Annotated in this window: 22 protein-coding genes and 1 tRNA gene; 9 read left to right on the top strand and 14 right to left on the bottom strand. The window is 70.5% G+C overall.

What is annotated here, in order from left to right; all coding sequences use genetic code 11:
* Positions 1–544: 544 nt before the first annotated feature.
* The 7 genes from pheA to ACWD02_RS37235 all read right to left on the bottom strand — a co-directional run bounded on the left by pheA (position 545) and on the right by ACWD02_RS37235 (position 7,900).
* Entirely contained in the window at positions 545–1,480 is a 936-nt protein-coding gene (pheA, locus tag ACWD02_RS37265; protein ID WP_451219535.1) for a prephenate dehydratase, read from the bottom strand.
* Positions 1,481–1,646: 166 nt separating this feature from the next.
* Positions 1,647–2,879, bottom strand: a complete 1,233-nt coding sequence (gene efeB, locus ACWD02_RS37260) for an iron uptake transporter deferrochelatase/peroxidase subunit (protein ID WP_451219532.1) — start codon at positions 2,877–2,879, stop codon at positions 1,647–1,649.
* Between the two features lie 11 nt (positions 2,880–2,890).
* A complete protein-coding gene (locus ACWD02_RS37255) occupies positions 2,891–4,933 on the bottom strand; it encodes a copper resistance CopC/CopD family protein (RefSeq protein ID WP_451219529.1) in 2,043 nt (680 codons plus the stop codon).
* 14 nt (positions 4,934–4,947) lie between these two features.
* The gene (locus ACWD02_RS37250; RefSeq protein WP_451219526.1) at positions 4,948–5,427 is read right to left on the bottom strand and encodes a copper chaperone PCu(A)C; all 480 of its coding nucleotides are present in this window, start codon (positions 5,425–5,427) and stop codon (positions 4,948–4,950) included.
* Complete coding sequence (locus ACWD02_RS37245; RefSeq protein ID WP_451219523.1) at positions 5,424–6,074, bottom strand: SCO family protein; 651 nt, start codon at positions 6,072–6,074, stop codon at positions 5,424–5,426. Before ACWD02_RS37245 ends, ACWD02_RS37250 begins: the two co-directional genes overlap by 4 nt.
* An 80-nt stretch (positions 6,075–6,154) precedes the next feature.
* Positions 6,155–6,886 carry a YcnI family copper-binding membrane protein gene (locus ACWD02_RS37240; protein WP_451219654.1) on the bottom strand — a complete coding sequence of 244 codons (732 nt, stop codon included), beginning with the start codon at positions 6,884–6,886 and terminating at the stop codon, positions 6,155–6,157.
* A 192-nt stretch (positions 6,887–7,078) separates the two neighbouring features.
* Positions 7,079–7,900, bottom strand: coding sequence for a hypothetical protein (locus ACWD02_RS37235; RefSeq protein WP_451219520.1), 822 nt, complete (start codon positions 7,898–7,900; stop codon positions 7,079–7,081).
* Between the two features lie 268 nt (positions 7,901–8,168).
* Between ACWD02_RS37235 and ACWD02_RS37230 the strand changes: the two genes are divergently transcribed.
* Positions 8,169–8,615 carry an ATP-binding protein gene (locus ACWD02_RS37230; protein WP_363210263.1) on the top strand — a complete coding sequence of 149 codons (447 nt, stop codon included), beginning with the start codon at positions 8,169–8,171 and terminating at the stop codon, positions 8,613–8,615.
* A 36-nt stretch (positions 8,616–8,651) separates the two neighbouring features.
* Here the strand turns inward: ACWD02_RS37230 and pdxR are convergent, their stop codons facing one another.
* Entirely contained in the window at positions 8,652–10,097 is a 1,446-nt protein-coding gene (gene pdxR / locus ACWD02_RS37225; RefSeq protein ID WP_451219517.1) for a MocR-like pyridoxine biosynthesis transcription factor PdxR, read from the bottom strand.
* Positions 10,098–10,138: 41 nt separating this feature from the next.
* Between pdxR and ACWD02_RS37220 the strand changes: the two genes are divergently transcribed.
* Positions 10,139–10,666 carry a carboxymuconolactone decarboxylase family protein gene (locus ACWD02_RS37220; protein ID WP_451219515.1) on the top strand — a complete coding sequence of 176 codons (528 nt, stop codon included), beginning with the start codon at positions 10,139–10,141 and terminating at the stop codon, positions 10,664–10,666.
* A 109-nt stretch (positions 10,667–10,775) separates the two neighbouring features.
* On the opposite strand, the gene ACWD02_RS37215 is transcribed toward ACWD02_RS37220, so the two are convergent.
* Positions 10,776–12,272, bottom strand: a complete 1,497-nt coding sequence (locus ACWD02_RS37215) for an aminopeptidase P family protein (protein WP_451219512.1) — start codon at positions 12,270–12,272, stop codon at positions 10,776–10,778.
* Between the two features lie 99 nt (positions 12,273–12,371).
* Complete coding sequence (locus ACWD02_RS37210; protein WP_451219509.1) at positions 12,372–13,805, bottom strand: PP2C family protein-serine/threonine phosphatase; 1,434 nt, start codon at positions 13,803–13,805, stop codon at positions 12,372–12,374.
* 538 nt (positions 13,806–14,343) lie between these two features.
* Between ACWD02_RS37210 and ACWD02_RS37205 the strand changes: the two genes are divergently transcribed.
* Together ACWD02_RS37205 and ACWD02_RS37200 are read left to right on the top strand one after the other, a co-directional pair.
* Complete coding sequence (locus ACWD02_RS37205; protein WP_451219506.1) at positions 14,344–15,021, top strand: bifunctional DNA primase/polymerase; 678 nt, start codon at positions 14,344–14,346, stop codon at positions 15,019–15,021.
* A 57-nt stretch (positions 15,022–15,078) separates the two neighbouring features.
* The gene (locus ACWD02_RS37200) at positions 15,079–15,684 is read left to right on the top strand and encodes a hypothetical protein (protein ID WP_451219503.1); all 606 of its coding nucleotides are present in this window, start codon (positions 15,079–15,081) and stop codon (positions 15,682–15,684) included.
* Positions 15,685–15,889: 205 nt separating this feature from the next.
* Here ACWD02_RS37200 and ACWD02_RS37195 read toward each other — a convergent pair whose 3' ends face one another.
* The 3 genes from ACWD02_RS37195 to ACWD02_RS37185 form a co-directional block, all read right to left on the bottom strand.
* Positions 15,890–16,855 (bottom strand): DUF5926 family protein, encoded by a 966-nt coding sequence (locus ACWD02_RS37195; protein WP_451219500.1) that lies wholly within the window; start codon positions 16,853–16,855, stop codon positions 15,890–15,892.
* 156 nt (positions 16,856–17,011) lie between these two features.
* The gene (locus ACWD02_RS37190) at positions 17,012–17,632 is read right to left on the bottom strand and encodes an ATP-binding protein (RefSeq protein ID WP_451219497.1); all 621 of its coding nucleotides are present in this window, start codon (positions 17,630–17,632) and stop codon (positions 17,012–17,014) included.
* A 62-nt stretch (positions 17,633–17,694) separates the two neighbouring features.
* Positions 17,695–18,507 carry a glycerophosphodiester phosphodiesterase gene (locus tag ACWD02_RS37185; RefSeq protein ID WP_451219494.1) on the bottom strand — a complete coding sequence of 271 codons (813 nt, stop codon included), beginning with the start codon at positions 18,505–18,507 and terminating at the stop codon, positions 17,695–17,697.
* 184 nt (positions 18,508–18,691) lie between these two features.
* On the opposite strand from ACWD02_RS37185, the gene ACWD02_RS37180 reads away from it, so the two are divergent.
* From ACWD02_RS37180 to ACWD02_RS37165, 4 genes are all read left to right on the top strand, one after another.
* Entirely contained in the window at positions 18,692–20,149 is a 1,458-nt protein-coding gene (locus ACWD02_RS37180; protein ID WP_451219491.1) for a S1C family serine protease, read from the top strand.
* Positions 20,150–20,191: 42 nt separating this feature from the next.
* Positions 20,192–20,276 (top strand) — tRNA-Ser (locus tag ACWD02_RS37175).
* Between the two features lie 209 nt (positions 20,277–20,485).
* Positions 20,486–20,719, top strand: a complete 234-nt coding sequence (locus ACWD02_RS37170; RefSeq protein WP_451219488.1) for a hypothetical protein — start codon at positions 20,486–20,488, stop codon at positions 20,717–20,719.
* Between the two features lie 211 nt (positions 20,720–20,930).
* Complete coding sequence (locus ACWD02_RS37165; RefSeq protein WP_451219485.1) at positions 20,931–21,668, top strand: sensor domain-containing protein; 738 nt, start codon at positions 20,931–20,933, stop codon at positions 21,666–21,668.
* Positions 21,669–21,751: 83 nt separating this feature from the next.
* On the opposite strand, the gene ACWD02_RS37160 is transcribed toward ACWD02_RS37165, so the two are convergent.
* Positions 21,752–22,624: a bifunctional DNA primase/polymerase gene (locus ACWD02_RS37160; RefSeq protein ID WP_451219482.1), complete on the bottom strand. Its 873-nt coding sequence runs from the start codon at positions 22,622–22,624 to the stop codon at positions 21,752–21,754.
* Between the two features lie 372 nt (positions 22,625–22,996).
* On the opposite strand from ACWD02_RS37160, the gene ACWD02_RS37155 reads away from it, so the two are divergent.
* Entirely contained in the window at positions 22,997–23,308 is a 312-nt protein-coding gene (locus tag ACWD02_RS37155) for a hypothetical protein (protein WP_363210232.1), read from the top strand.
* The last annotated feature ends 33 nt before the right edge of the window (positions 23,309–23,341 follow it).

The following is a 23,341-nucleotide window of genomic DNA, read 5'->3' as shown; positions in this document are numbered from 1 at the left end:
CCATATTCCACCGCGTAGCGTTATGACCGATTTGCCGGAATGTGAATTCCTGTCGCACACCGTTCCGCGAACCGCCCCGCGGGCGCCGGGCCCAGGGTCAATGAAAAGGGTGCCATTCCCCGAAAAGGGGCAGAGGGGACTCGCCCCCTTGACTCGATCTCCTTGTGCGGGACGGGACTTGGGGCCTCGTTGTCCACAGGAATTCCTCCCACGGAAAAGTTATCCACAGGCTGTGCGAAAGATCTGTGGATGCCGGAAGAGATCGTTCCGAAAGCCGCATGCCCGACGAAGGATTCCCGTCCCAAACCACCCTCACACCCACTTTCGAGTGGAAATGGTTCGCTCCAAAGAGTTGATCAATGGAAAAGGGTGGACGAGGGGTGACGTGCGCGACTGTGGACGGACTTGTGGGTTGTAGGCCGATTTGTCGACCATGTCACGCTTCGTTGTCGACTTGTCCCCAGGTCGAGAACGGCCCCTGTGGATAACTTTGTGGACAACGTAAATCAGCAGGTAAGACCGCCCACCCGACCCGACGGTCGGCTCAGAAGCGGCCGTCCTGGCACTGGGTCAGCCAGTCCGACGCCGCGAGGAACTCGCCGTCGGTGGTCCCCGGTCGCAGCGGCCGCAGATCGGCGGGCGACACCCCCGCACGCGGGTACGACCCGAGGAAGCGCACCTGCGGGCAGATCCGCTTGAGGCCCATCAGGGCCTCGCCCACGCGGCGGTCCGTGATGTGACCCTCGGCGTCCACGGAGAAGCAGTAGTTGCCGATGCGCTGGCCGGTGGGCCGGGATTCGATCCGCATCAGGTTGACGCCGCGTACGGCGAACTCCTGGAGCAGTTCGAGCAGGGCGCCGGGGTGGTCGTCGCCGAGCCAGATGACCACCGAGGTCTTGTCCGCGCCGGTCGGCGCCGCGGGGCGCGCCGGGCGGCCCACGAGGACGAAGCGGGTCTCGGCGGTCGCCGCGTCGTGGATCTCGCTGACCAGCGGTTCCAGACCGTACGTCGCCGCCGCGAACTCGCCCGCGAAGGCGGCGTCGAAGCGGCCCTCCTGGACCAGGCGCGCGCCGTCGGCGTTCGAGGCCGCCGACTCCCACAAGGCGTCCGGGAGGTTCGCGGCGAGCCAGTTGCGGACCTGGGGCTGGGCCACCGGGTGCCCGGTCACCGTCTTGATGTCCTTGAGCTGCGTGCCCGGCCGCACGAGCAGAGCGAAGGCGATCGGCAGGACGACCTCGCGGTAGATCATCAGGGGCGCGCCCTTGGCGAGCTCGTCGACGGTGGTCGTGACACCGCCCTCGACGGAGTTCTCGATCGGCACCAGCGCGGCAGCCGCGTCACCGCTCCGGACCGCGTCGAGCGCGGCCGGCACGGACACCATCGGGACGAGCTCCCTGGTGGCCGCTTCCGGGAGCGTACGGAGGGCGGCCTCGGTGAAGGTGCCCTCGGGGCCGAGATAGGTGTAGCGCATCGCCGACATACCGTCACCCTAATGGCCCGCCCATGGCACGGCTCACGCGTCTCACGAAGCGGCGCCCGCCCCGCACGGCGCCCGCACCCGCGTATGACACGGGCGCCCGCCCGCGTACGAAAGGCGCCCGCCCGCGTACGAAAGGCGCCCGCCCGCGTACGAAAGGCGCGCAGTCCTACCCCTCCAGCAGCCGCTGCCCCACGTACTCGCCCTTCTCCGCCCCGCCCGGTACCGCGAACAGCCCGCTCGCCTCGTGCCGGATGAACTCCGACAGCGCGTCCCCGCGGTCGAGCTTGCGCTGCACCGGCACGAAGCCGCGGAGCGGGTCGGCCTGCCAGCACACGAAGAGCAGGCCCGCGTCCGGCTCCCCGCCCTTGTCGAAGCCGTCGTGGTACGAGAACGGGCGCCGCAGCATCGCCGAGCCGCCGTTCTGGTCGGGCCGGGTGATGCGGGCATGGGCGTTCAGGGCGATGACGTACTTGCCGTCCGCACCCGCCTTCTCCAGCTTCGGCTCGGTGGTCTCCGTGCCGCCGGTCAGAGGCGAGCCGTCCGCCTTGTGGCGCCCGATGACCGCCTCCTGGTCCTTGACGCCGAGCTTCTCCCAGTCGTCGAGGAGCATCCGGATGCGGCGTACGACGACGTACGAGCCGCCGGCCATCCAGGAAGGGTCCCCCGTGGCGGGCACGTAGATCCGCCGGTCGAAGTCGTCCTCCGACGGCTTCGGGTTGTTCGTGCCGTCGATCTGGCCCATCAGGTTGCGGGTGGTCATCGGCTGCGCGGTCGCGCCGGGCGAGCGGTTGAAGCCGTTCATCTGCCAGCGCACCCGCGCCGCGTCGCCCGCCTCCTTCTGGAGTGCGCGCAGGGCGTGGAAGGCGACGAGCGGGTCGTTCGCGCCGATCTGCACCCACAGGTCGCCGTCGCTGCGCGCCTTGTCGAGGTGGTCGGAGGAGAAATCAGGCAGCGGGTCGAGCGCCGACGGGCGCTGCTTCTCCAGGCCGGTGCGCCCGAAGAAGCTGTGCCCGAAGCCGAAGGTGACGGTCAGCGACGACGGACCGGCGTCCCGGGCGACATCCGTGTCCTCGCCCGAGGGCGCCTTGCCCGCCATCAACCTCTCGGCCGTCGCCGACCAGCGGCGCAGCAGAGCAGCCGCTTCCTTGCGGCCCGCCCCCGCGGTCAGGTCGAAGGCGACCAGGTGGCCACGGGACTGGACGGGCGTGGTGATGCCGGGCTGATGTTTCCCGTGAAACATGACCGTGTCCGCGCCAAGGGATGCCAGCGACGCCGTTTCGCCGGGGGTTTCCGAGGGCGCTGCGGCATACCCGGCCGCACCGCCCGCCGCGCCGAGCGCGAGACCGGTGGCGCCGGCGGTGCCGAGCAGCCGCCGTCTCGAGATCCCGTTGTCCGCCATGGTGGTTCCGTTCAGCCGATCTGCGCGTTCTTATTCACGGTCACTTGGTCGATGTCGGAGGTGCGCACCGTCACCGCGACCTTCCAGTTGCCCGCCATCGGGATCTGGACCCCGCTGGAACTCCAGTGTCCGGTGGCGATGTGGTCCGGGACGACGGGCAGCGGTCCGACATCCTTCGACTTGAGGGTGAACGACACCTTCACCTCGGGGATGTCGAAGGCGCTGCCGTTCGGCCGCTTCACGAAGATGTGCATGTCGTTGCTGCCGGTGCGGCCGGGGTCCAGGTCGAGCTGCAAGGTGCCCTTGCCGTCCTCGGAGCCCGTGTCGAAGGGGATCTTGAGGGTGAGCGGACCGGTCCGCTGGGCGGCCGCGGCCGTCTTCGAAGCCGCCGCTTCCTCCTCCGTGCGCCCCGGTTCGGTCGAGGTGAGGACCGTGGTGACGGCGAGCAGGACGACGGCGACGCCCGCCTCGGCGAGCACGGAGCGCCGCAGTCCCGACCGGTTCGGGTCGGCGTCGCGGATCCGCTTCTCGCGGGCGGTGGTCATGGCGGCCTGCTGGCGGGCGAGTTGAGCGGAACGCTTGGAGTCCTTGGGGTCTTTGGCGTCCTTGGAGGCCTTGGAGGCCTTGGCGGTCTTGGAGTCCTTGGGGTCCTCGCCGGAGCCCCCGGCGGGCACCGCCACCGGCTTCTTCTCCACACGCTTGGCCGCCGTGCGCTTCCCGGCATGCTTCTCGGCGTGCTTCTCGACGACGGCCGCCGCGGCGGCCTCCGGTGCCATGTCACCCGCCTGGCCCGCGATCCGCGCCGTCCAGCGCCGGGAGATCCAGGCGATGCCGACCAGGACGACCACCAGGCCGACCTTGATGAGGAGCAGCTGTCCGTACCACGTACCGGTGAGCGCCGACCATGAGCCGACCTGCCGCCAGGACTGGTAGAGCCCGGTCGCCGCCAGGGCGACGACGCTGCAGAACGCCACGCGAGAGAAGCGCCGCACCGCCCCGGCCTCGACCGACGGCGCGAAGTAGAGGGCGACGACGAGCGCCGCGAGCCCGCCGAGCCAGGCGGCGACGGCGAGCAGGTGTACGACGTCCACGGGCATCGCGACACCGGCCTGGATGCCGGTCGAGGCGTGCTCGGCCATGGCCCAGGTCGCGCCGAGCCCGACGGCGACGACACCTCCGCCGATCGCGAGCCCGAAGGTGAGGTCCTTGCGCTCCTTGGGGTCGGTCCGCTTCTCGTACGCGCCGAAGAGCACCGCGATGAAGAGTGCGGCGGCGGCGAGCAGCAGCAGCCGTGAGACCAGCGCGGCGCCCGTCTTCGTCTGGAGCACGTCGCCGAGCTTGGCCATGTCGAAGGCGTCGGCGATCTTCCCGGACCCGGTGTAGGGCGCGCGGAGCAGCAGCATCACGAGGGTGGACGCGGTGAGCGTGACCCAGCCGGACACCACTAGGCGCTGCACGGGGCGTACGCCGGCGCCGCGCGGCCAGCAGCCGAGCACGAAGGCGGCCCCGCCGACGACGAGGATGAACCCGGCGTACGAGAGGTAGCGCGTGAAGTCGTAGAGCCCACCCACGAACCCGCCGCCCGCCTCCTGGTCCGGCAGCGCGACCTTCGTGTCGGAGGGCGCGCCGACGGAGAAGGTGTAGGCCCCGGAGATGGGGTGGCTGTCGGCGGAGACGACCTGGTAGGCCACGGTGAAGGTGCCGTCGGGCAACCCCTTGTGCAGCTTCACGCCGTACGTGTTCGAGCCGAGGTCACTGGTCTTGCCGGTGTCGACGCGCTTGCCGGCCGGATCGAGCACCCGTACGGAGCCGTCGGACATGGCGACCTTCTCCGAGAAGGTCAGCGACACACTGGTGGGCGCCTGGTCGACCACCGCCCCCTGCTTGGGGTCGCTGCCCGTCAGCGCGGCGTGGGCGGAGACGGGTGCCGCCGTGGCCAGCAGGGCGCCGAGGAAGACGGCGACGACGAGCAGGAGCCGTCCGACGCCGGGGGTTATCCCGAGGCGGGGTGCGGCCCCGGAGCGAGCTCCACGACGGGGAGCGATGGTCTGCATCAGCGATCAGTCCCTCAGTGCGACGTGTGCTTGCCGGGCTTGGGGTTGTACGTGGCGGCCTTCACCGGAACCTCAACGTCGATGGGGTCCGACTTCTCGAAGTGCAGCGTCACGGCGACCTTGTCGCCCTGCTTCGGCTTCTGCTCGAGCTCCTCGAACATGAGGTGGTTGCCGCCCCGCGTGAAGTCGAGCTCGCCGTTCGCGGGTACGTCGAACGACTTCTGCTCCTTCATCGCGTTGTCCTTGGTGCTGTGCAGCGTGACCTTCTTCGCGATCCCGCTGGTGACCGAGGTGAGCTTGTCGGCGCCGCCCTTGTTCGTGACGGTGAAGAAGCCGGAGGCCATGGTCTCCATGGCGGGCTCGGGCATGAAGGCACCGGTGACCTTGAGCTCCGGTTCGTCCGAAGCCTTGTCGCCGGAGGAGTCCGAGCAACCCGCGAGGGCGAGCCCCGCCGTCAGTGCCACGGCCCCGCCGGCGAGAATGCGGCGGTTCACGGGGTCGCTCCCTTGACGATCTTGGGGAGGTCCTTCGTGTAGTCGTCCACGGTGGTGTCCTCGCCGTACAGCACGTACCCGGCGTCGGTCTTCGGCGAGAACGCGATGACCTGCGTGCCGTGCATCGAGACGACCTTGCCCTTCTCCTTCTTGGAGGGCTCGATGCTGATGCCGAGGGTGCGGGCGCTGCCCTGGATGGTGTCGAAGTCACCGGTCAGACCGATGAAGTCGGTGTCCTGGGCCTTGAGCCACTTGCCGAGGGCAGCGGGGGTGTCGCGCTCGGGGTCGGTGGTGACGAAGACGACCTGGAGCTTGTCCTGTTCGGCCTTGGGCAGCGCCTTCTTGGCGACGGCGATGTTGCTCATCGTCAGCGGGCAGACGTCCGGGCAGTTGGTGTAGCCGAAGTAGACGAGCGTCGGCTTGCCCTTGGTCTCGGCGCGCAGGTCGTACTTCTTGCCGTGCGTGTCCGTGAGGACGAGGTCCGGCTTCTCGAAGGGCTTGTCGAGGATGGTCGCGGCCTTGTCGCCGTTGGACTCGACGGAGACGTCCGCGACGGGCTTCTTGCCGTCGTCCCCGCCACCGCAGGCGGACAGGGTGAGGGTGGCCGCGGCCAGCATGGCGGCGGCGAGGAGCTTCTTCTTGCGCATACGAAAATGTCCCAGATGTGAGGGGGGCCCGGGCGCACCGGGGGCAGGCGAAACGCCCCCGGTGCGGCCCGAAGGGTGGCTCAGCTGTTGACGCGCCGACGCCCGGCGAGCACGCCGAACGCCACGCCGGCGGCGCCGACGACGATGCCGACGATGCCGAGGACGCGGGCGGTGGAGTCGCTGCTGTCGGCCGATGCGGTCTCGTTCTCGTCGCCGGACTTCGCGTCTTCCTTGGCGTCGTCGTCGTGCGAGGCGGCGGCGCCGTGGCCGTCCTCGGACGCGGCGGTCAGCGCGAGGGCGGGCGCCGGGTGCTCCGGCTCCTCCTGGCCCTTCTGCTGCGGCTCGATCCAGCGGACGACTTCCTTGTTGTCGTACGTCTGGACGGCCTTGAAGACGAGTTCGTCGGCGTCCTCGGGGAGCGCGCCGATGGACAGCGGGAACTTCTGGAAGGAGCCCGGCTTGACGCCCTTGCCGTCGGCGGTCCAGGTGACCTTGGAGACGGCCTCGTCGATCTTCTCGCCGTGCATCTCGAGGGGCTTGTCGAGCTTGGACTTGGTGACCTTCGCGGTCCAGCCGGGGACGTCCTGCGTCATGACCGAGGCGAGCGGGTGGTCCTCGGGGAAGGACACCTCGAGCTTGGCGGTCGAGGCGTCGTCCATCTCGTTCGGCACCTTGAAGTTGACCGTGGCGTAGCCGCCCTTGGCGGCCTCGCCCTCGGCCGAGACGCTGACGTGGGCGAAGGCGGGGACGGAGAGCAGCAGGACGGCGGAGGCGGCGACGCCACCGACGACGGAGACGCGGGAGGCCTTCACGGTGGACAGCGCAGACAGAACAGACATGGCAGAAACACTCCACTTTCAGCGGTGATGAACAGCACCGCCGATCAGGTCGGCAGCGGTGATCAGGGGAGAGTGCGCGCGGCGGCGAACCGAGCGGGCACGCGCGCGTGGACGCCGCCGGGCGTGAGGCACCTCTCCGTAGTGCTGCGGTAGGAGTGCGTCGCGTCAGGCAGCGAGTGCGAGTGCGGCGGTGGCCGGCGGCCCTCGCCTGATCACCGTGTGCTGGAGCGCGGTGGTGTGCGGCTTCGACGGACCCTGGAAAGCGGTGCGGGGCGCGCGGAGACCGGCGCCGGGAGCCCAGGGCAGCCCGGCGCGGAGGGCGCGTACAAGACCGAGCGCCGCGCGCAGGGAACGGACGAGCGCCCCCTCGGCGACTCCATACGCCCCGTGTGCCGAGAGCCGCACGAGGCGGAGCAGCGCGATGTCGCCGCGGCGCAGCAGCCATCCGGCGGCGACGGCGGCGAGTACGTGTCCCAGGAGCATCGGAAGCGACGGGAGCAGCGACATGGAGCCCATCGCGGTGTCCGCCGTGGTGGCCGGAGCGCTGTGGTGCGGGGGGTGGCCCGTCGCCCCGGCGCCCGGTTCCATGCCGGCCGTCGTCAGGATCCGGTGGGCCTGGGCGGGGCTGAGGGTGGCTGCTCCGGCCCCGCACACCAGACGCGCGGCCCGCTCCACCATGGAGGGCTCGGCGGACGCCACCACCGTGCCGCCGTGCTGGCCCACTCCGAAGAGCGCATGCAGGCCCACCTGCCCGGCAGCGAGTACGGCGGCGATGCCCGGCAGTGAGCGCTCACGCCCGGCCAGGGGTGCCGCCACGGCGAAAACGGCGACGAATCCGACGCCCAGCGTCCACAGCGGGACGGCGGCGCAGGAAGCGAGCACGTGGCCCCCGGCGGACAGCACGACGCAGAGCACGGCGAACACCGCGGCTCTCAGCAGCCGGAGGTCGACTCCGGCGCGCGCTTCGCGCTGGTGGGGGGCAGTCATGGCCGGAACATCATCGCACTGGGCCCAACCGCCGCATACGGCAGGTCCGCAAGCTCCCATGGATGCCGATGAGTGGCGATCGATGCCCGTCGGCACCGAATGGGTGCCTTTGGGGGGCTCGAAAGAGGCTCGTGAGAGGCGTGTCTACACCGTCCCCGGCCATCCGCGCGTCGGCCGTATGGGCGGCATCACGTCAAGTGCGCGCTTATACACGGGCGCTTGCGGCAATACGTATCGGTATGTCGAGCCGCGGCCAGGAGGCTGGAGCATGAGCATGTGGTGGTCTCTCCATTTGCGGCGCGAAGCTGCGAGCGTCCCGCTGGCCCGCCGGTTGCTGATGGGCACGATGGAGACCGCGGGGGTGGATCCTGACGTCTCGTACGACCTGTCGGTGGCTCTCAGCGAGGCCTGTGCCAACGCGGTGGAGCACGGCGGTGACGCGGTGCCCCCAGAGGGGGCGGCCGGTGCCTATCGGGTGACGGCGTACCTGGACGGCGAGAAGTGCCACATCGAAGTGGCCGACTCGGGACCGGGATTCGTCCCCGTCGCACAGCCCGCATCCGACACCGCCGAACACGGGCGCGGCCTGTACCTCATCCAGGAGCTCGCCGACCACGTGCACTTCGGCAACAAGCCGGGGGGCAGGGGCGGCACGGTGATCAGCTTCGACAAGATCCTCAAGTGGCGCGAGGACACGCCGCTCGTCACGGCCTGAGGAACGGCCCGGTGGCCCTGAGGGCCACCCGACGGCTCAGCCGGGCGGCAGCGCCCTGCACAGGGCCTCCAGGGCCGCTCCGTAAGCGTGTTCCGGCGGAGTGGAGTAGCCGACGACCAGGCCGTCGGGCGCGGGCATCGTGGCCTCCGGGTGACGGAACTCGGCGAGACCCTCCAGGGCGAGGCCCTGCCATGAGGCCGCCTTCGCCGTGGACTGTTCGGTGCCGGGCGGCAGCCGCAGGACGGCGTGCAGGCCCGCCGCGACCCCGGTCGGGCTGATGTGCGGGGCGTGCGTGGCCAGGGCGGCGACGAGTTGGTCGCGGCGCCGGCGGTAGCGCTGACGCATCCGGCGGATGTGCCGGTCGTAATGACCCGACTCGATCAGATCGGCCAGCGTGAGCTGGTCGATCACACTCGCCCACGCCTCCCGTTCGCCCTTCGCCGCGAGCACTCCGTCGATGAGGTGTTCGGGCAGAACAAGCCACCCGAGGCGCACCCCCGGAGAGAGGCTCTTGCTGACCGAGCCCATGTAGACGACGCGTTCGGGATCCAGGCCCTGTACGGCACCCACCGGCTCCCGGTCGTAGCGGAACTCGCCGTCGTAGTCGTCCTCCAGGACGAGGCCGTCGCGGGTACGCGCCCAGTCGATCACCGCCGCGCGGCGGGTCGGATGCAGGGGGCCGCCGGTCGGGAACTGGTGTGCGGGTGTGAGCAGGACGCCCCGGATCCCCCGGATTCGCTGACCCTCGGTCAACTCCGCGACCCGGGCGCCCTTTTCGTCCAGGCCCAGCGGGACCGTGCGTACGCCCGCGGTGGCCAGGATCGACCGATGGAAGCCGAGGCCGTACGACTCCACGGCCAGCGGCCCCCGCAGCATCCCGCCTCCCCCGGCGCCGAACAGCAGCCGCAGGGCGTGCGCGAACCCCGAGCACACCACGATCCGTTCAGGGTCGGTACGCACCCCGCGGGCGCGCCCCAGATAACCGGCGAGCGCCCGGCGCAGCTCGACGCGCCCCTGCGGATCACCCGGCCCGAAGGCCTCGTTCGGCGCGGAGTTGAGGGCACGCCGGGCCGCGGCCAGCCAGGCGGTGCGCGGGAAGGAGGCCGCGTCGGGCTGGCCCTGGCGCAGGTCGTACGCCGGTGGGGCGGGCGTCGCGGGGCGGGTGGGCGCCCGCTTGGGGACGCGGGTGCGGGTGGGCGGCGCCGCCCGCTCGGCCACCTGGGTGCCGGAGCCCTGCCGAGCGGTCAGCCAGCCTTCGGCGACCAGCTCGGCGTAGGCGTCGGCGACGGTGTTGCGGGCGATGCCCAGATCGGCGGCGAGGGAGCGGTAAGGCGGAAGCCTCGTCCCCGGAGCGAGTCGCCCCTCGCGCACGGCGTCCCGCAGTGCGCGGATGAGGACGGCCCGGCGGCCACCCGCCCCCGAGAGCTCCAGGTGCAGGTCACTCCCGATGCGCTCCGCAAGATTGACCCATGATTCCGCCATGGGAATGCACCCTATCCAAGGTCTATCCCACCCGTAGATTCATGGTCATGACGAACACGCAGAACGCCACGCAGACCGCCACGCAGTCCGCCGCCGGGACCACCGCGCAGACCTCCACCACCGCTCCCCGCCTCAACTTCGCCAAGGCCGCCCCCAAGGCATTCAAGGCCGTGATCGGACTCGACGCCGCCGCCCGCGAGGGCCTCGACCCGGCCCTGGTCGAGCTGATCCAGATCCGCGCCTCGCTGCTCAACGGCTGTGCGTACTGCCTGCACATGCACACCTCCGACGCGCGCAAGGCGGGCGAGGACGAGGCACGGCTGCACATGGTGGGCGTCTGGCGCGAGGCCAGGAACTTCTTCACGGAGAAGGAGCAGGCGGCCCTCGACCTGACCGAGGCCGTCACACTCGTCCACCAGGGCGGCATCCCGGACGACGTCTACGCCCGCGCGGCAGCGCACTTCGACGAGACGGAGCTCGGCCACGTACTGGCCCTGATCTTCACCATCAACACCTGGAACCGCATCGCCCTGAGCACCGCCAAGGTGGCGGGCGAGGATGAGCGCTGAACCCTGCCGCGGAACGCGAAACCGGGCCCCTTCTTAAAGAAGAGGCCCGGTCTCAAAGGAAAGGCCCGGTCCTAAAGAAGAGGCCCGGTTCCCGGGACGGAGAAGGCTCTCAGCCCTTGAGCTCGGCCATCCACGCCTCGACGTCGTCCGCCCGCCGCGGCAGCGCGGCCGACAGGTTCTTGTTGCCGTCGGCCGTCACGAGGATGTCGTCCTCGATGCGCACGCCGATGCCGCGGTACTCCTCGGGCACCGTCAGGTCGTCCGCCTGGAAGTACAGGCCGGGCTCGACGGTCAGGCACATGCCGGGCTCAAGGACACCGTCGGCGTACGTCTCACGGCGCGCGGCAGCGCAGTCGTGCACGTCCATGCCGAGCATGTGACCGGTGCCGTGCAGGGTCCAGCGGCGCTGGAGACCCAGCTCGAGGACGCGCTCGACCGGGCCCTCGACGAGGCCCCACTCGACGAGCTTCTCGGCGAGCACACGCTGTGCGGCGTCGTGGAAGTCACGGAACTTGCCGCCCGGCTGCACCGCCGCGATACCGGCCTCCTGGGCCTCGTACACGGCGTCGTAGATCTTCCGCTGCAGCTCGTCGAAGCGGCCGTTGATCGGCAGCGTCCGCGTCACGTCGGCGGTGTAGTACGTGTGCGTCTCCACACCGGCGTCGAGCAGCAGCAGCTCCCCGGAGCGCACGGCGCCGTCGTTGCGCACCCAGTGCAGCGTCGTGGCGTGCGGGCCCGCGGCGCAGATCGAGCCGTAGCCGATGTCGTTGCCGTCGACGCGGGCGCGCAGGAAGAACGTGCCCTCGATGTAGCGCTCGCTGGTCGCCTCGGCCTTGTCCAGGACGCGCACGACGTCCTCGAAGCCACGCGCCGTCGAATCGCACGCCTTCTGCAGCTCGCCGACTTCAAACTCGTCCTTGACCAGACGGGCCTCGGAGAGGAAGACGCGCAGCTCCTCGTCGCGCTCGGCGGTGACCTTGTCGGTCAGCGCGGCCTCGATGCCCGCGTCGTGCCCACGTACGACGCGAACGGAGCCGGTCGCCTCGCGCAGCTGCCCGGGGAGCTCGCGCACGTCGGACGCCGGGATGCCGTACAGCGTCTCGGCCTCGGTGAGGGAGTGCCTGCGGCCGACCCACAGCTCGCCCTGGCCGTCCAGCCAGAACTCGCCGTTCTCGCGGTTGGAGCGCGGCAGCAGGTAGATGGTGGCCTCGTGGCCGCTCGTGCCGTCCGCGAAGTCCGTCGGCTCCAGGACGAGGACGCCGTCCTCCGTCTGGTTGCCGGTCAGGTACGCGTACTCGACGGAGGCGCGGAAGGCGTACTCCGTGTCGTTCGAGCGGGTCTTGAGATTGCCCGCGGGAATCACGAGGCGCTCGCCCGGGAAGCGCGCGGAGAGCGCGGCACGGCGGGCGGCGGTGTGCTCGGCCTGGGCGATCGGCTGCAGGTCGTGCAGCTCCGTGTCGGCCCATCCGGACTTCATGTTCTCGGCGAGCTCGTCGGAGACGCCCGGGTACAGGCCGTTCTTGCGCTGCTTGATCGGCTCTTCCTCGGACTCGATCTCCAGGTCTTCCGGGGTCTCCGGGTTCTCCCGAATGAGCTCCTCCGACACGATCTGCCTCCTATGTACGACACTGGGCCCCCTCCATCGTACGGGCGTACGGAAGGGGGCCCAGAGCCGGAAGGCCCATTACATGCCGTATTGCGGGGGTCACTCGAAACGGGCCGCAAGGAGAACCACGTCCTCGTCGCTCTCGGCCCTGTCGAGCCCGTCGGGCAGCACCGTCCGCAGGATGTGGTCGACGAGCGCGTCCGGGTCGTCGCGCACCTGCTTGGGCACGCTCGCCGCCGCCGCGTGCAGCCGCGCGAAGGCCCGGTCCATCGGGTCGCCGGTGCGGTGCAGGAGGCCGTCCGTGTAGAGCAGCACCGTTTCTCCCGGTGTCGTCTGGAACTCCACGCTCGGCGCCTCCCAGCAGGCGAGCATCCCCAGGGGCGCCGAGAGCGAGGTCTCCACGAACTCCGTGCGCCGCTCGCCGATCACCAGGGGCGGGCTGTGGCCCGCTCCCGCCAGGACGATCTTGCGCAGCGCCGGTTCGCAGTAGGCGAAGAGGGCCGTCGCGGACCGCGCGGGCTCGGTGAGCCGAAGCAGCAGCTCCAGATCGGACAGTACGGCGACGGGGTCCTCGCCCTCCATCACGGCGTACGCCCGCAAGGAGGCCCGCAGGCGCCCCATCGCGGCGACGGCGCTCGGCCCGGACCCGGTGACGGACCCGACCGCGAGACCGAGCGCGGCGTCGGGCAGCGGAAGCGCGTCGAACCAGTCGCCGCCGCCGAGCGCGGAGGTGCGGTGCCGGGCGGCGAGCCGCACCCCGGCGACCCGCGGCAGGCGCGAGGGCAGCAGTTCCTCGCGCAAGGTGGCCTCCGTGGTGCGGGCGCGGTCCAGTTCGATCAGCCGCGCCAGGTGTTCGGCGGCCTGGCGTGCGTAGAGCCCGACGAGGTGGCGTTGGCGCTCGCCCGGCTCGGCGGGCTCGTCGTACAGCCAGACGGCGGCGCCGATCCGGCCCGCCGTCTCGGTGGACAGGGGCAGCGCGTAGCTCGCGGCGTAGCCGAGCCGGGCGGCCACCTCGCGGTGGCGGGGGTCGAGGCCGCTGTCGGCGAGCAGATCGGCGTCGACGATCTCGGCCTCGGCGCCCGGTGGCGTGGGCGGCGCGTCCAGGAGCCGGCCGAAGGCGGTGGCGGCGCGGGGGACCGTCTCGATGTGGCCGAGGTCGGCGCGGCTCAGGCCGAGGCCGACGGTGGTGTCGGGGCCGAGTCCGTCGGCCGGCTCGAGGACGAGCAGGCCGCGGCGCGCGCCGACGAGGGCGGCTCCGGCGCGCAGCAATTCGTGCAGGGCTCCGTCAAGGGTGGCCGTGCGGGCCAGGCGTTCGGTGAGCTCCTGCAGGGTGGTCAGATCGGAGATCCAGCCCGCGAGCCGGTCCTGGATCATGAGCGTCGGTGCGCCTTGGGCCTGTGGGGCGGGCGCGACAGTGTGGTCTTGTGGCGGAACAGTTGAATCGATTCCGGCCACTTTCGGGAGGTGCGGAGCGTTCATGGCTGACGGCTTTCCGGCCGGTGCGTATTGCTCAATAGCATCGCAAACCCCCATGTCATTCTGCGCCGCTAGCAATGTTCTCCACATCTACACGCACTGGTTAGGGGATGTCCAGCATTGTCCAGCTGGGATTCCTGGTGTCCGTGGGAATTCTGTGACGTTTCGCGATCTTGAGAACTTGGCTCAAAAGTGCCTGAGGCGACGGCCTATTGCGATCGACTGGGATTGTTCAACAAGGGGTACTCCCAAGCCCTCAGGTACGGGAGGCGCGTCACAGCGGCCGTGATGGGTACGTACTCGGTGATGACCAGGGGCAGTTGAGATCCGCCCGGAACCTGGCGACGGACCCGGGCGTCTTAACTCACGACGACCGTGCCCCATCCTCCCGTGGGGGAGGCGGCGAAGAAGTACGCGGGACAGCAAACGCCAGGCACCGCCACCCCACGCCACGCTAACGCTCGGCCCTAACGGGTTCCCCATGCCGCAGGCTGGGGTGTGATGCGCCAGTTCTACGCACAGCGAAGTGATCCACACATGGTGTGATGTGGCCCGCCGTGTTCCTCGGCGTGTAAACGGAAAGGAACGAGCGCTCATGCGCGAGATCCTCGGAAGGCGAAGCAGGCTCCTGGCCAGGCTCACCGGCAGGAAGTCTGACCAGAGTCCCGGTCTGATCGGTGCGGCCCTGACCTTTGCCGCGGCATGGAAGTGGCCCGTGGTCCCCGGCGTCGGACTCGACCGGCGAGACGGCACCCGCTGCGCCTGCCCCGACCCCGACTGCACGGTGCCAGGAGCCCACCCCCTCGACCCCGGCCTGCTGGCCGCGACGACCGACGAGCGCATGGTGGGCTGGTGGTGGACCAACCGCCCGGACGCGCCCATCGTGCTCGCCACCGGCGCGGGCGCCCCGTGCGCCGTCAGCCTGCCCGCCATCGCGGGAGCGCGGGCGCTGGCCGCGCTCGACGAGACGGGCATCAGGATCGGCCCGGTCGTCGCGACCCCGGCCCGCCTCTTCATCCTCGTCGCGCCGTACTCCATGGAGCAGTTGGGCGACCTGCTGTACGCGAAGGACTACGTACCGGGCTCACTGCGTTTCCACGGAGAAGGCGGGTATCTCGCGCTGCCGCCCTCCGAGACGGGCCAGGGGCCGGTGCACTGGGAGCGGGCTCCGCTGCCCGGCTCGGCGGCGCCCTGGGTGCCCGATGTCGAGGCCGTGGTGGACGCGGTGGTCGACGCGCTCACTCGTACGGGTGTGAGCGCGCCCGAGTTGTAGGGGAAACGGGCGCGCGGGGAGCCGGGCGCCCGTCAAACGTCGTTAGTGTCAGGCCTCATGAACCCCCGCCTGATCGCGCTCATGGGCGTCGTGGCCATTACGGCTCTCCTGCCGCTCGCCGGCGCGTCAGCGGGGCCCGTGGGCGACGGTGACGCCGAAGCCAGGCCGACGGAGCGGCCGGCGGACGCGGCACCGGGGGCGGCGCCGGATTCCGACGCGAAACAGCCCTCCACGGAGAAGCCGACTTCGCGACGCTCCACTACGGAGGGCGCTGTTTCGTCCGCGGACGACTCCTCGCTCCTCACCGGGCTCGGCCTCGACAGCGCCGCACAGTGCGGCCCCGAAGTCACCTCCCCCAAGGGCATCGAAGCCCAGACATGCGTCCTCACCCAGGGGCGCGACACATGGGGGCGCACGTACTACCGCAACACGACCGGCGATGAGCTGAGCGCCGTACTGAGCGTTATGGCGCCGGACGGGCGCACCGTGCAGATGCATTGCGCGGTCGGCGCGGCGGACGAGCCGGGGGCGTGCGAGACACCCCGGGAGCGTACGACGGGGAATTCAGCGGCGTATTCGGCGGTGGTGGAGTTCGCCGACGGGAGTGGCGGGCCGTTGCTCCTGCGCTCCGGAAGCAACTCCGCGCGGCCGAAGGCCAGTTGAGTCAGCAGGTCGGGCCGGGCAGTGGGCCGGACATGAAAGCGCCCGGTTGCTGGCGACGGGGGATGCACCAGCAACCGGGCTACCTGAACGGTAACAAGAGATCTGCTCTGGGCAAATTCGATCTCGGATATCCGGACAGGGATTTACCTGCGACGACAGGGAGTTGTGACAGGAGTCACCCCTCCCCTTCCGACTGACTGGTGGGTCAGCTCAACGTCACCTGGCGGTTGGTGAGACCGCCGCGCGCCCGGCGCTCCTCCGGCGTGAGCGGGGCCTCGCTGTCCAGCGCCGTCGCGAGCCGCTCGGCGAACTCCGCCGCGGGCTTCTCGATGTCGTCGGCGCCCATTCCGGTCGGCAGGTCCCACACGGGGACCGTCAGACCGTGCGCCCGGAAGGACCCGACCAGACGGGTGCCCTCGCCGAGGCTCGACGTGCCGGCCGCGTGCAGCCGGGCGAGCGCGTCGAGAAGCTTCTCCTCGGGGTGCGGCATGACCCAGCGCAGGTGGTTCTTCTCCGGGGTCTCGCACCAGTACGCGCAGTCCACGCCGGAGAGCCGCACGGTCGGGATGGCGGCGGCGTTCGCCCGCTCCAGGGACGCGGACACCTCCGTGGAGGCGTTCTCCGAGTCCGGGACCCAGAACTCGAAGCCCGTGTGCACGATCGGCTCGAATGTGCCGTCGGGGTCGAGGAGATCCTGCAGGCGCGGCCCGTCGGCAGGGGCGCGGCGGGCCTGGACCGGCGAGCCGGGCTCGGCGGTCAGGGCGCGCTGCAGGGTGTCGGCGAGGTCGCGGCTGATGTCGCCGGACGGGGTGTCGTTCTGCAGGCCGAGCAGGACCGAGCCGTCGTCGCGGCGCAGCGCGGGCCAGGCCATCGGCAGGACGGTCGCCAGGGAGACGGAGGGCACGCCGTCCGGCAGCCCGTCCTTGAGGGGCAGTTCGACGGTCGCCGCCGGGACGAGCTCGCGCAGAGCCACCCAGTCGCCCTCGCCGGGCAGGCCTTCGAAGGGGCGGTGCACCAGCTCGGTCACCGCGTGCGCGGCGGCCCGGCCGTGACAGGCCTTGTAACGGCGGCCCGAACCGCAGGGGCAGGGTTCGCGGGCACCGACGACAGGGACCTGCCCGTCCGTCAGCTGCGGCTGCTTGCCCTTGGTCTGAGGGCGCTTCTTGGCCATCTTGGGTGTCTCCCGGATGCGGCTTTCCAGCGTGGCTCTTCGTACGTCTTGGGCGTACGGGCGCGAGCCTAGCCGCTCACCGTCAAGGCATCGGGTTTCAGCCTCGGTCGCACGGAGCCGTCATCGGGAGCCTTCAGTTGAAGCCGGCGCCCGAAGTCACCGCTCGCGGTCGTCGAAGGGCTCCGCGAACGCGAGGTCGGGAACCGCCGAGCGCGCGGGGGCCGCGACGCGCGTAGCGAAGTCCTCGTGGCAGTGCCCGGCTTGTACGACGACCCACACCGTGACCTCGCCGTGGATGTCGTCGCGCACGCCCCATGTCTCGGCGAGGGCCGTGATGATGTTGAGCCCGCGCCCGCCATGTGCGGTGACCGAGGGTGTGGCCGGAACGGGGCGGGTAGGACCACCGCCGTCCGTCACCTCGACCGTCAGCCTGCCCGTCGTGTCCACGCGCCAGGCGGCCCGGACATCACCGTCGCCCACCATTCCCTCGCCCAGCGGCCTGCCGTGCCGACAGGCGTTGCTGAGCAATTCCGAAAGGATCAGTACGGCATCGTCGACGACCGTTTCCGGCACCCCGTTTCCGCGCAGTTGATCGCGCATCCGGTGCCTTGCTTCTCCCACGCCCGCCGGGCCATGGGGTACGGCCATGCTCGACGACGCGGGCACCTCCCGTGCCACCACCAACGCCACCCCCGAGACCTCCTTCGCCCCACGCCACGGTGTGAATGCCCCAATGGACTGGACCGGAAACCGGCCAATCCTTGTGCGGTGACGCACTCGTAACGATCGAATACGGACCGAACGCGCCGGTGCACACCCCGTAACCGACGGGATCGGGGTTAGCGGCGGCCCAACTGGGACAGCACCTGTTTGGGGCGATTGGTGATGATGGCGTCGACGCCGAGTTCGGCGCAGAGCTCCACGTCCTCGGGTTCGTTCACGGTCCATACGTGCACCTGGTGGCCCGCACGTTTGAGCTTGGCGACGTAGGCCGGGTGATTGCGGACGATCCGCATGCCGGGACCGGCGATCCGGACGCCTTCGGGAAGGCGGCCGTCGCGGTGGCGCGGTGAGACGAACTGCATCAGGTAGACCGTCGGCAGGGTGGGGGACGCGGCCCGCACGCGCTGCAGGGAGCGCGCGGAGAAGCTCATGACGCGTACGGGAGAGGGGCCGTCGGCGGGTGGGGAATCCAAACCGAAGCGCTTCAGTAGAAGAAGCAGCCTTTCCTCGACCTGACCGGCCCACCGGGTGGGGTGCTTGGTCTCGATGGCCAGCTGGACATCGCGCCCCGACGCGTTGCTTTCGGCCACGAGCTCAAGGAGGCGCTCCAGGGTGAGGACAGAGGTGTCCTCCCAGTCGGGGAGTTCGTCGGCCTCACTGTGGTTGTTCTTCCAGGAGCCGAAGTCGAGGGTGGCGAGATCGGCGAGCTCCAGGGCCGACACGGCTCCCCGGCCGTTCGACGTCCGGTTCACGCGGCGGTCGTGGACGCAGACGAGGTGCCCGTCCGCAGTGAGGCGTACGTCGCATTCGAGAGCGTCGGCCCCGTCGTCGACCGCCTTCTTGTAGGCGGCCAGCGTGTGCTCGGGGGCGTCTTCGGAGGCTCCGCGGTGGGCGACGACCTGGATCTGTTGCTGTCGTGCGAGGGTCACCGCGTCATGGTGCCATCACGGGGTACTCGAAGGCTTGCCCAAGGTGTCGCACACAGAGCCGGATCCACAGGATCGGCTTATGGTGCCCTGACAGCCCATGGGAAAAGCTGACTGCAGACAGATGCACAGTTGGGCACAGCCAGGCCGTGACCGAGAACGACAGCGTGGACCGAGGAGAAGAGCTGTGAGCACCGAGAACGAGGGCAACGAGGTACCCCCGGCCCCGTCAGCGCCCCCCGCGCCGGTGGAGTCTCCCGCTGCTTCCGCCGACCCCGTGACGCACGCTTCCGGAGCACCCGACCCCGTGGCGCCGCCCGCAGCCCCCGGCCAGGAACCGTCGGCGCACCACGCTTCCGCGCACGCCGGTACCACCGCGGGCGCGCCCTCGCACGCCTCCGGTGCCGGAGCGTGGCCGCCTCCGCCGCCGCCCGCCGTTCCCTCGTACGCCCAAGGCGGAGGTTCCGGCTCCGGATGGGGCGCGTCGTACGCGGCGCAGCACCCGGAGGGGCCCAAGCCCGCGAACCGACGCGGTGGCCTGATCGCCGCGGTGCTCGTGGCCGCCCTCGTCGCAGGCGGTGTCGGTGGCGGCATCGGCTTCTGGGCGGCCGACCGGAACGACAGCAGCACGGGCTCGACCACGGTGTCCGCGTCGAACACGCCGGCCGACCTCAAGCGGGACCCCGGCACGGTCGCCGACATCGCGGGCAAGGCGCTGCCCAGCGTCGTCACCATCGAGGCCCAGGGCGGCAACGGCGAGGGCGGCACGGGCACCGGCTTCGTCTACGACAAGCAGGGCCACATCCTGACGAACAACCACGTCGTGGCCTCCGCGGCCGACGGCGGAAAGCTCGCGGCCACTTTCTCGGACGGCAAGAAGTACGACGCCGAGGTGGTCGGCCGCGCCGAGGGCTATGACGTGGCGGTCCTCAAGCTCAAGAGCCCGCCGTCGAACCTGAAGCCGCTCCCCCTCGGAAACTCCGACAAGGTGGCGGTCGGCGACTCGACGATCGCCATTGGCGCCCCCTTCGGCCTTTCGAACACGGTGACGACCGGCATCGTCAGCGCCAAGGACCGTCCGGTGACCTCCAGCGACGGCGGGAGCAGCAAGAGCTCGTACATGAGCGCCCTGCAGACCGACGCCTCCATCAACCCCGGCAACTCCGGCGGTCCGCTGCTCGACGCGGGCGGCGCGGTCATCGGCATCAACTCCGCGATCAAGCCCGCGGAGAGCGGCGGCGGCCTCGGCGGAGGCGGCCAGTCCGGCTCCATCGGCCTGGGCTTCGCGATCCCGGTCAACCAGGCCAAGTACGTCGCCCAGCAGCTGATCAAGAACGGCCAGGCCGTGTACCCCGTGATCGGCGCCTCGGTCTCCCTGCAGGAGAACACGGGCGGCGCCACGATTTCCCGCGAGGGCGCGAGCGGTACGCAGGCGGTCACCCCGAACGGCCCCGCGGACAAGGCGGGCCTCAAGCCCGGTGACGTCATCACGAAGCTGGACGGCTCGGTGATCGACAGCGGCCCGACCCTGATCGGCCAGATCTGGACCCACAAGCCGGGCGACACCGTCGAGATCACGTACAAGCGCGACGGCAAGGAGCACAAGGTCGACGTGATCCTGGGTGAGCGCAAGGGCGAGAGCTGACCCGCTACTCTTGTCCCCGCACCGCCCTGAACCGCGGTGCGGGGTGGGTTGCCCGAGCGGCCTAAGGGAACGGTCTTGAAAACCGTCGTGGCGAGAGTCACCGTGGGTTCAAATCCCACACCCACCGCACTCCTTTGAGAGCCCCTGACCAGCACAATCGGTCGGGGGCTTTCGCTTTTCCAGGTCGTGTGCGGGTGCTTGTGGGCGCGTAGGTCACCTTGGATGAACCTGGTACTCCACGTGGCCGCTGCGCGGCGAGCCTGGGAGAAGGCGCGGTGCGATTGATGTGTCGTTTCGCTGCAGAGGATCACTGGATCACCCCAAAAGGAGATAACCGTGTTGCAGCGCATCGCATCCGCCCTCGCCGTGGCCACCGTCGCCGGGTTCCTGGCCGCCGGCACCGCCGTCGCCTCCGACGGTCCGACCGGCACCTTCGACGAGGGCCGCTACGCAGGGCAGTCGTTCACCAACATGGGCGGCCCCTACGGCATCACCACCGCCGGCCAGGTGGACGGCGGGCACCGCGACGGGACCGCCCTCAACGGCGTCTTCGACGGGTTCAACGACTGACGGCTTCTCCGTCTGGTCGGGGGGTGCCTCTCACTGAGAGGCACCCCCTTCTTGTGACCCGGACGCCGCGGCTCCGTCCGGGGGTGGTGCCAGCAACACCCCGGAGAGGCCGGGTCACCGTATGTTCCGGGCCGCTCGGATTCGCGAACGTGGAGGACGTCAGCACGGCACGTCCCCGGTACGTCCCCACCGCGAAGATTCGAGGCCCGTCATGAGCACCAGCGCCCTGCCGTACCCAGCCGCTCCCGCCGCTCCTGCTGCCCCGACCGCTCCTTCCGCTGAGCGCGCCCCGAGGGCGCCGGGCTTCTGGCGGGCGCCGTTCGCCGCCTCGACGTACCGGGAGATCGGCTACACGGTGGCGTCGCTGCCCATCGCCATCGTGGGCTTCACCTTCGCCGTGACGATGTTCTCGCTCGGCGTGGGCCTGTTCGTCACCGTGCTCGGACTCCCGGTCCTCGCGGCCGCGCTGGCCGGGGCGCGTGGGCTCGGGGCGGCCGAACGGGGGCGGGCCCGGGGCCTGCTGGGACTCGATGTCACCGCGCCGGCTGCCGTGGAGACGCCGCGGGGCGCGGGTGCGTGGGCCGGGATGCGGGCGCGGCTCGCGGACGGTGCGGGCTGGCGGGCCCTGCTCTTCCAGGTCGTGATGTTCCCCTCGCGGGTGGTGTCCTTCGTCCTCAGCGTGACGTTCCTGGTCACCGGCTGGGTGGTCGCACTCCTTCCGGCGTACTCCTGGGTGTTCCCGCGGTACGTCGACTGGCCCGGCTACCGGGTGTTCGACTACACCTCCGGCGGTGAGCGTCACGCGTTCTACCTGGAGTCGCCGGTGCAGATCGCCGGGGCGTCCCTGGTCGGCCTTGTCATCGTCTTCCTCACCCCGAAGCTGGTCCGCGCCCTGACGAACATCGACCGTGCCGCGGTGCGTTCGATGCTCGGGCAGCCTCAGCGGTAGGTGTGCCGGGGACGCGGTAAGGGACGCCCGCCATTGCGGGCGTCCCTTACCGCGTCCCCTTTCCCGTCGTGCTCGGGCCGCTGTCACGCGTGACCCGTCAGCCGTTCGGCCGACGCGATCGTCGAGCGGGCCTCGCGCTCCGTGAGCCCCACCTGGAGCGCTGCGGCGATGAGCTCGTCGGCAAGGGATTCGCCGATGCCGTTCTCGTAGGCGCGGCAGGCGGCCCAGAACAGGCGGGTGTTGCGCTGGCCCTCGTGTGCGGCGAGGACGAACTGGACCAGGCCCTGCCCCCGTTGGGTCGGGGCAGGCATCTGCGGGAGTGTGGGGTGGTAGGCGCGGGTCGGGGGCGTGAGCAGGCGCAGCAGGGCGGGAGGGCAGGCCGCCGGGGGGAGATGGGCGGTGCCGGCCACGGTGCTGTAGACGCCGTGTTCGGTGCGCGAGCCGGGGCCGACGAGATATCCCCCGGCGCCCCTGATGTCGATGCCGGGAGCAAGGCGCCCCGCGGAGTTGGGGACGACGGCCTCGGGTGGGCCCGCGAGCCAGATGTGACGGCCGCCGCTGGGGGTCGCCACGACAACCGTGGCCGGGATCGTGAAGAGGTGGTGCAGCGCCAGTTCCCGCAGGGCCGCCGGAGCGTCCGTACCGGACTTGGTGTCCAGGTCGATGCCGATCAGATGGTGCGGGGGCAGTCCGCACGCGATGCCGTAGCCGGTGGCCCAAGGGGCGGCGGCGAAGAGTTCGCGGATGCGTGAGGGGTCGGTCGACGCGTCGTACACGCCGTGTCCGGGGCGGCCGCATTCGCCGTGACAGGGGGGCGTTTCGGGTTGCTCGTGGTGGGGGGAGCGGAGCGCCGGCAGCTTGGTGCGGGAGAGCGGGATGACGGCGAGGCCGCGCTCGGCGGCGGACAGCGCGTGGGCGAGTACGAGTGCTGTGGCATGGCGGTCGATGGTGGCCATGACCTCATTTTCGTACAAGCGTTCGAGGAAAGGAAGGGGGGCGGGCGCGGCGCGCGGACGAAACGCGGACGCGCCTGCCGATCTTCCGGCTGTGCCGGAACGCTTCAGCCCGTGCGGTGACTGGGTTTGAGGCGGCTTTTGGAGGCTGAACAGGGGCTTTGGCGGAGCGAAGCATGTTTATCGACTTGTACTCACGCTTGCGGGGGAATTGAGGCTTCCGGGGTGGTTCGCCGGGGATTCGGTGGGCAACTCTGGAGTCGCGACGTCGTGCAGAACCCCCAAGGCGGTCGGCCAACTGCCCTGGAACAAGACGCACTTCAGGTACCCCCCGGCGCATCGCCGGTGCGTACCCCCGTAACGGAGGAAACAGACATGGCAAGCATCCGTACCGCCCGCGTCATCGCTGCAGCCGCGGCCCTGCCCCTGGCTGCCGCACTCTTCACGGGTGTCGCGACGGCCGACAACGGCTCCTTCGCGAACGACGGATCGAATGCGGGCGTGGCGACTGTCAACGGCAGCGGCGTCGGCGGCAACAACAGCGGCAACTCGTCCACGTCGCAGCAGCAGGCCGTCGGCTCAGGCGCCTCGAACCAGAACAACACCGCCCAGGTGAACGGCTCGGCGTTCACGGCGATCGACCAGTCGAACGAGAACATCGCGGTCAACTTCACCCACCTCTGGTGAGGTGACGGCGCCCCGGGGTAGCTCCCCGGGGTC

The organism is Streptomyces sp. NPDC002853, from assembly GCF_053591915.1.
Note: the sequence above shows the minus strand (reverse complement) of the source record. Positions and strands in the feature narration are given on the sequence as shown.

What these genes read in the sequence shown, in the direction of transcription:
- pheA (WP_451219535.1), bottom strand. Translation starts at nt 1,480, where the DNA reads ATGTCGGCGATGCGCTACACCTATCTCGGCCCCGAGGGCACCTTCACC.
- efeB (WP_451219532.1), bottom strand. Translation starts at nt 2,879, where the DNA reads ATGGCGGACAACGGGATCTCGAGACGGCGGCTGCTCGGCACCGCCGGC.
- ACWD02_RS37255 (WP_451219529.1), bottom strand. Translation starts at nt 4,933, where the DNA reads ATGCAGACCATCGCTCCCCGTCGTGGAGCTCGCTCCGGGGCCGCACCC.
- ACWD02_RS37245 (WP_451219523.1), bottom strand. Translation starts at nt 6,074, where the DNA reads ATGCGCAAGAAGAAGCTCCTCGCCGCCGCCATGCTGGCCGCGGCCACC.
- ACWD02_RS37235 (WP_451219520.1), bottom strand. Translation starts at nt 7,900, where the DNA reads ATGACTGCCCCCCACCAGCGCGAAGCGCGCGCCGGAGTCGACCTCCGG.
- ACWD02_RS37230 (WP_363210263.1), top strand. Translation starts at nt 8,169, where the DNA reads ATGAGCATGTGGTGGTCTCTCCATTTGCGGCGCGAAGCTGCGAGCGTC.
- pdxR (WP_451219517.1), bottom strand. Translation starts at nt 10,097, where the DNA reads ATGGCGGAATCATGGGTCAATCTTGCGGAGCGCATCGGGAGTGACCTG.
- ACWD02_RS37220 (WP_451219515.1), top strand. Translation starts at nt 10,139, where the DNA reads ATGGTCATGACGAACACGCAGAACGCCACGCAGACCGCCACGCAGTCC.
- ACWD02_RS37210 (WP_451219509.1), bottom strand. Translation starts at nt 13,805, where the DNA reads ATGGGGGTTTGCGATGCTATTGAGCAATACGCACCGGCCGGAAAGCCG.
- ACWD02_RS37205 (WP_451219506.1), top strand. Translation starts at nt 14,344, where the DNA reads ATGCGCGAGATCCTCGGAAGGCGAAGCAGGCTCCTGGCCAGGCTCACC.
- ACWD02_RS37200 (WP_451219503.1), top strand. Translation starts at nt 15,079, where the DNA reads ATGAACCCCCGCCTGATCGCGCTCATGGGCGTCGTGGCCATTACGGCT.
- ACWD02_RS37195 (WP_451219500.1), bottom strand. Translation starts at nt 16,855, where the DNA reads ATGGCCAAGAAGCGCCCTCAGACCAAGGGCAAGCAGCCGCAGCTGACG.
- ACWD02_RS37165 (WP_451219485.1), top strand. Translation starts at nt 20,931, where the DNA reads ATGAGCACCAGCGCCCTGCCGTACCCAGCCGCTCCCGCCGCTCCTGCT.
- ACWD02_RS37160 (WP_451219482.1), bottom strand. Translation starts at nt 22,624, where the DNA reads ATGGCCACCATCGACCGCCATGCCACAGCACTCGTACTCGCCCACGCG.
- ACWD02_RS37155 (WP_363210232.1), top strand. Translation starts at nt 22,997, where the DNA reads ATGGCAAGCATCCGTACCGCCCGCGTCATCGCTGCAGCCGCGGCCCTG.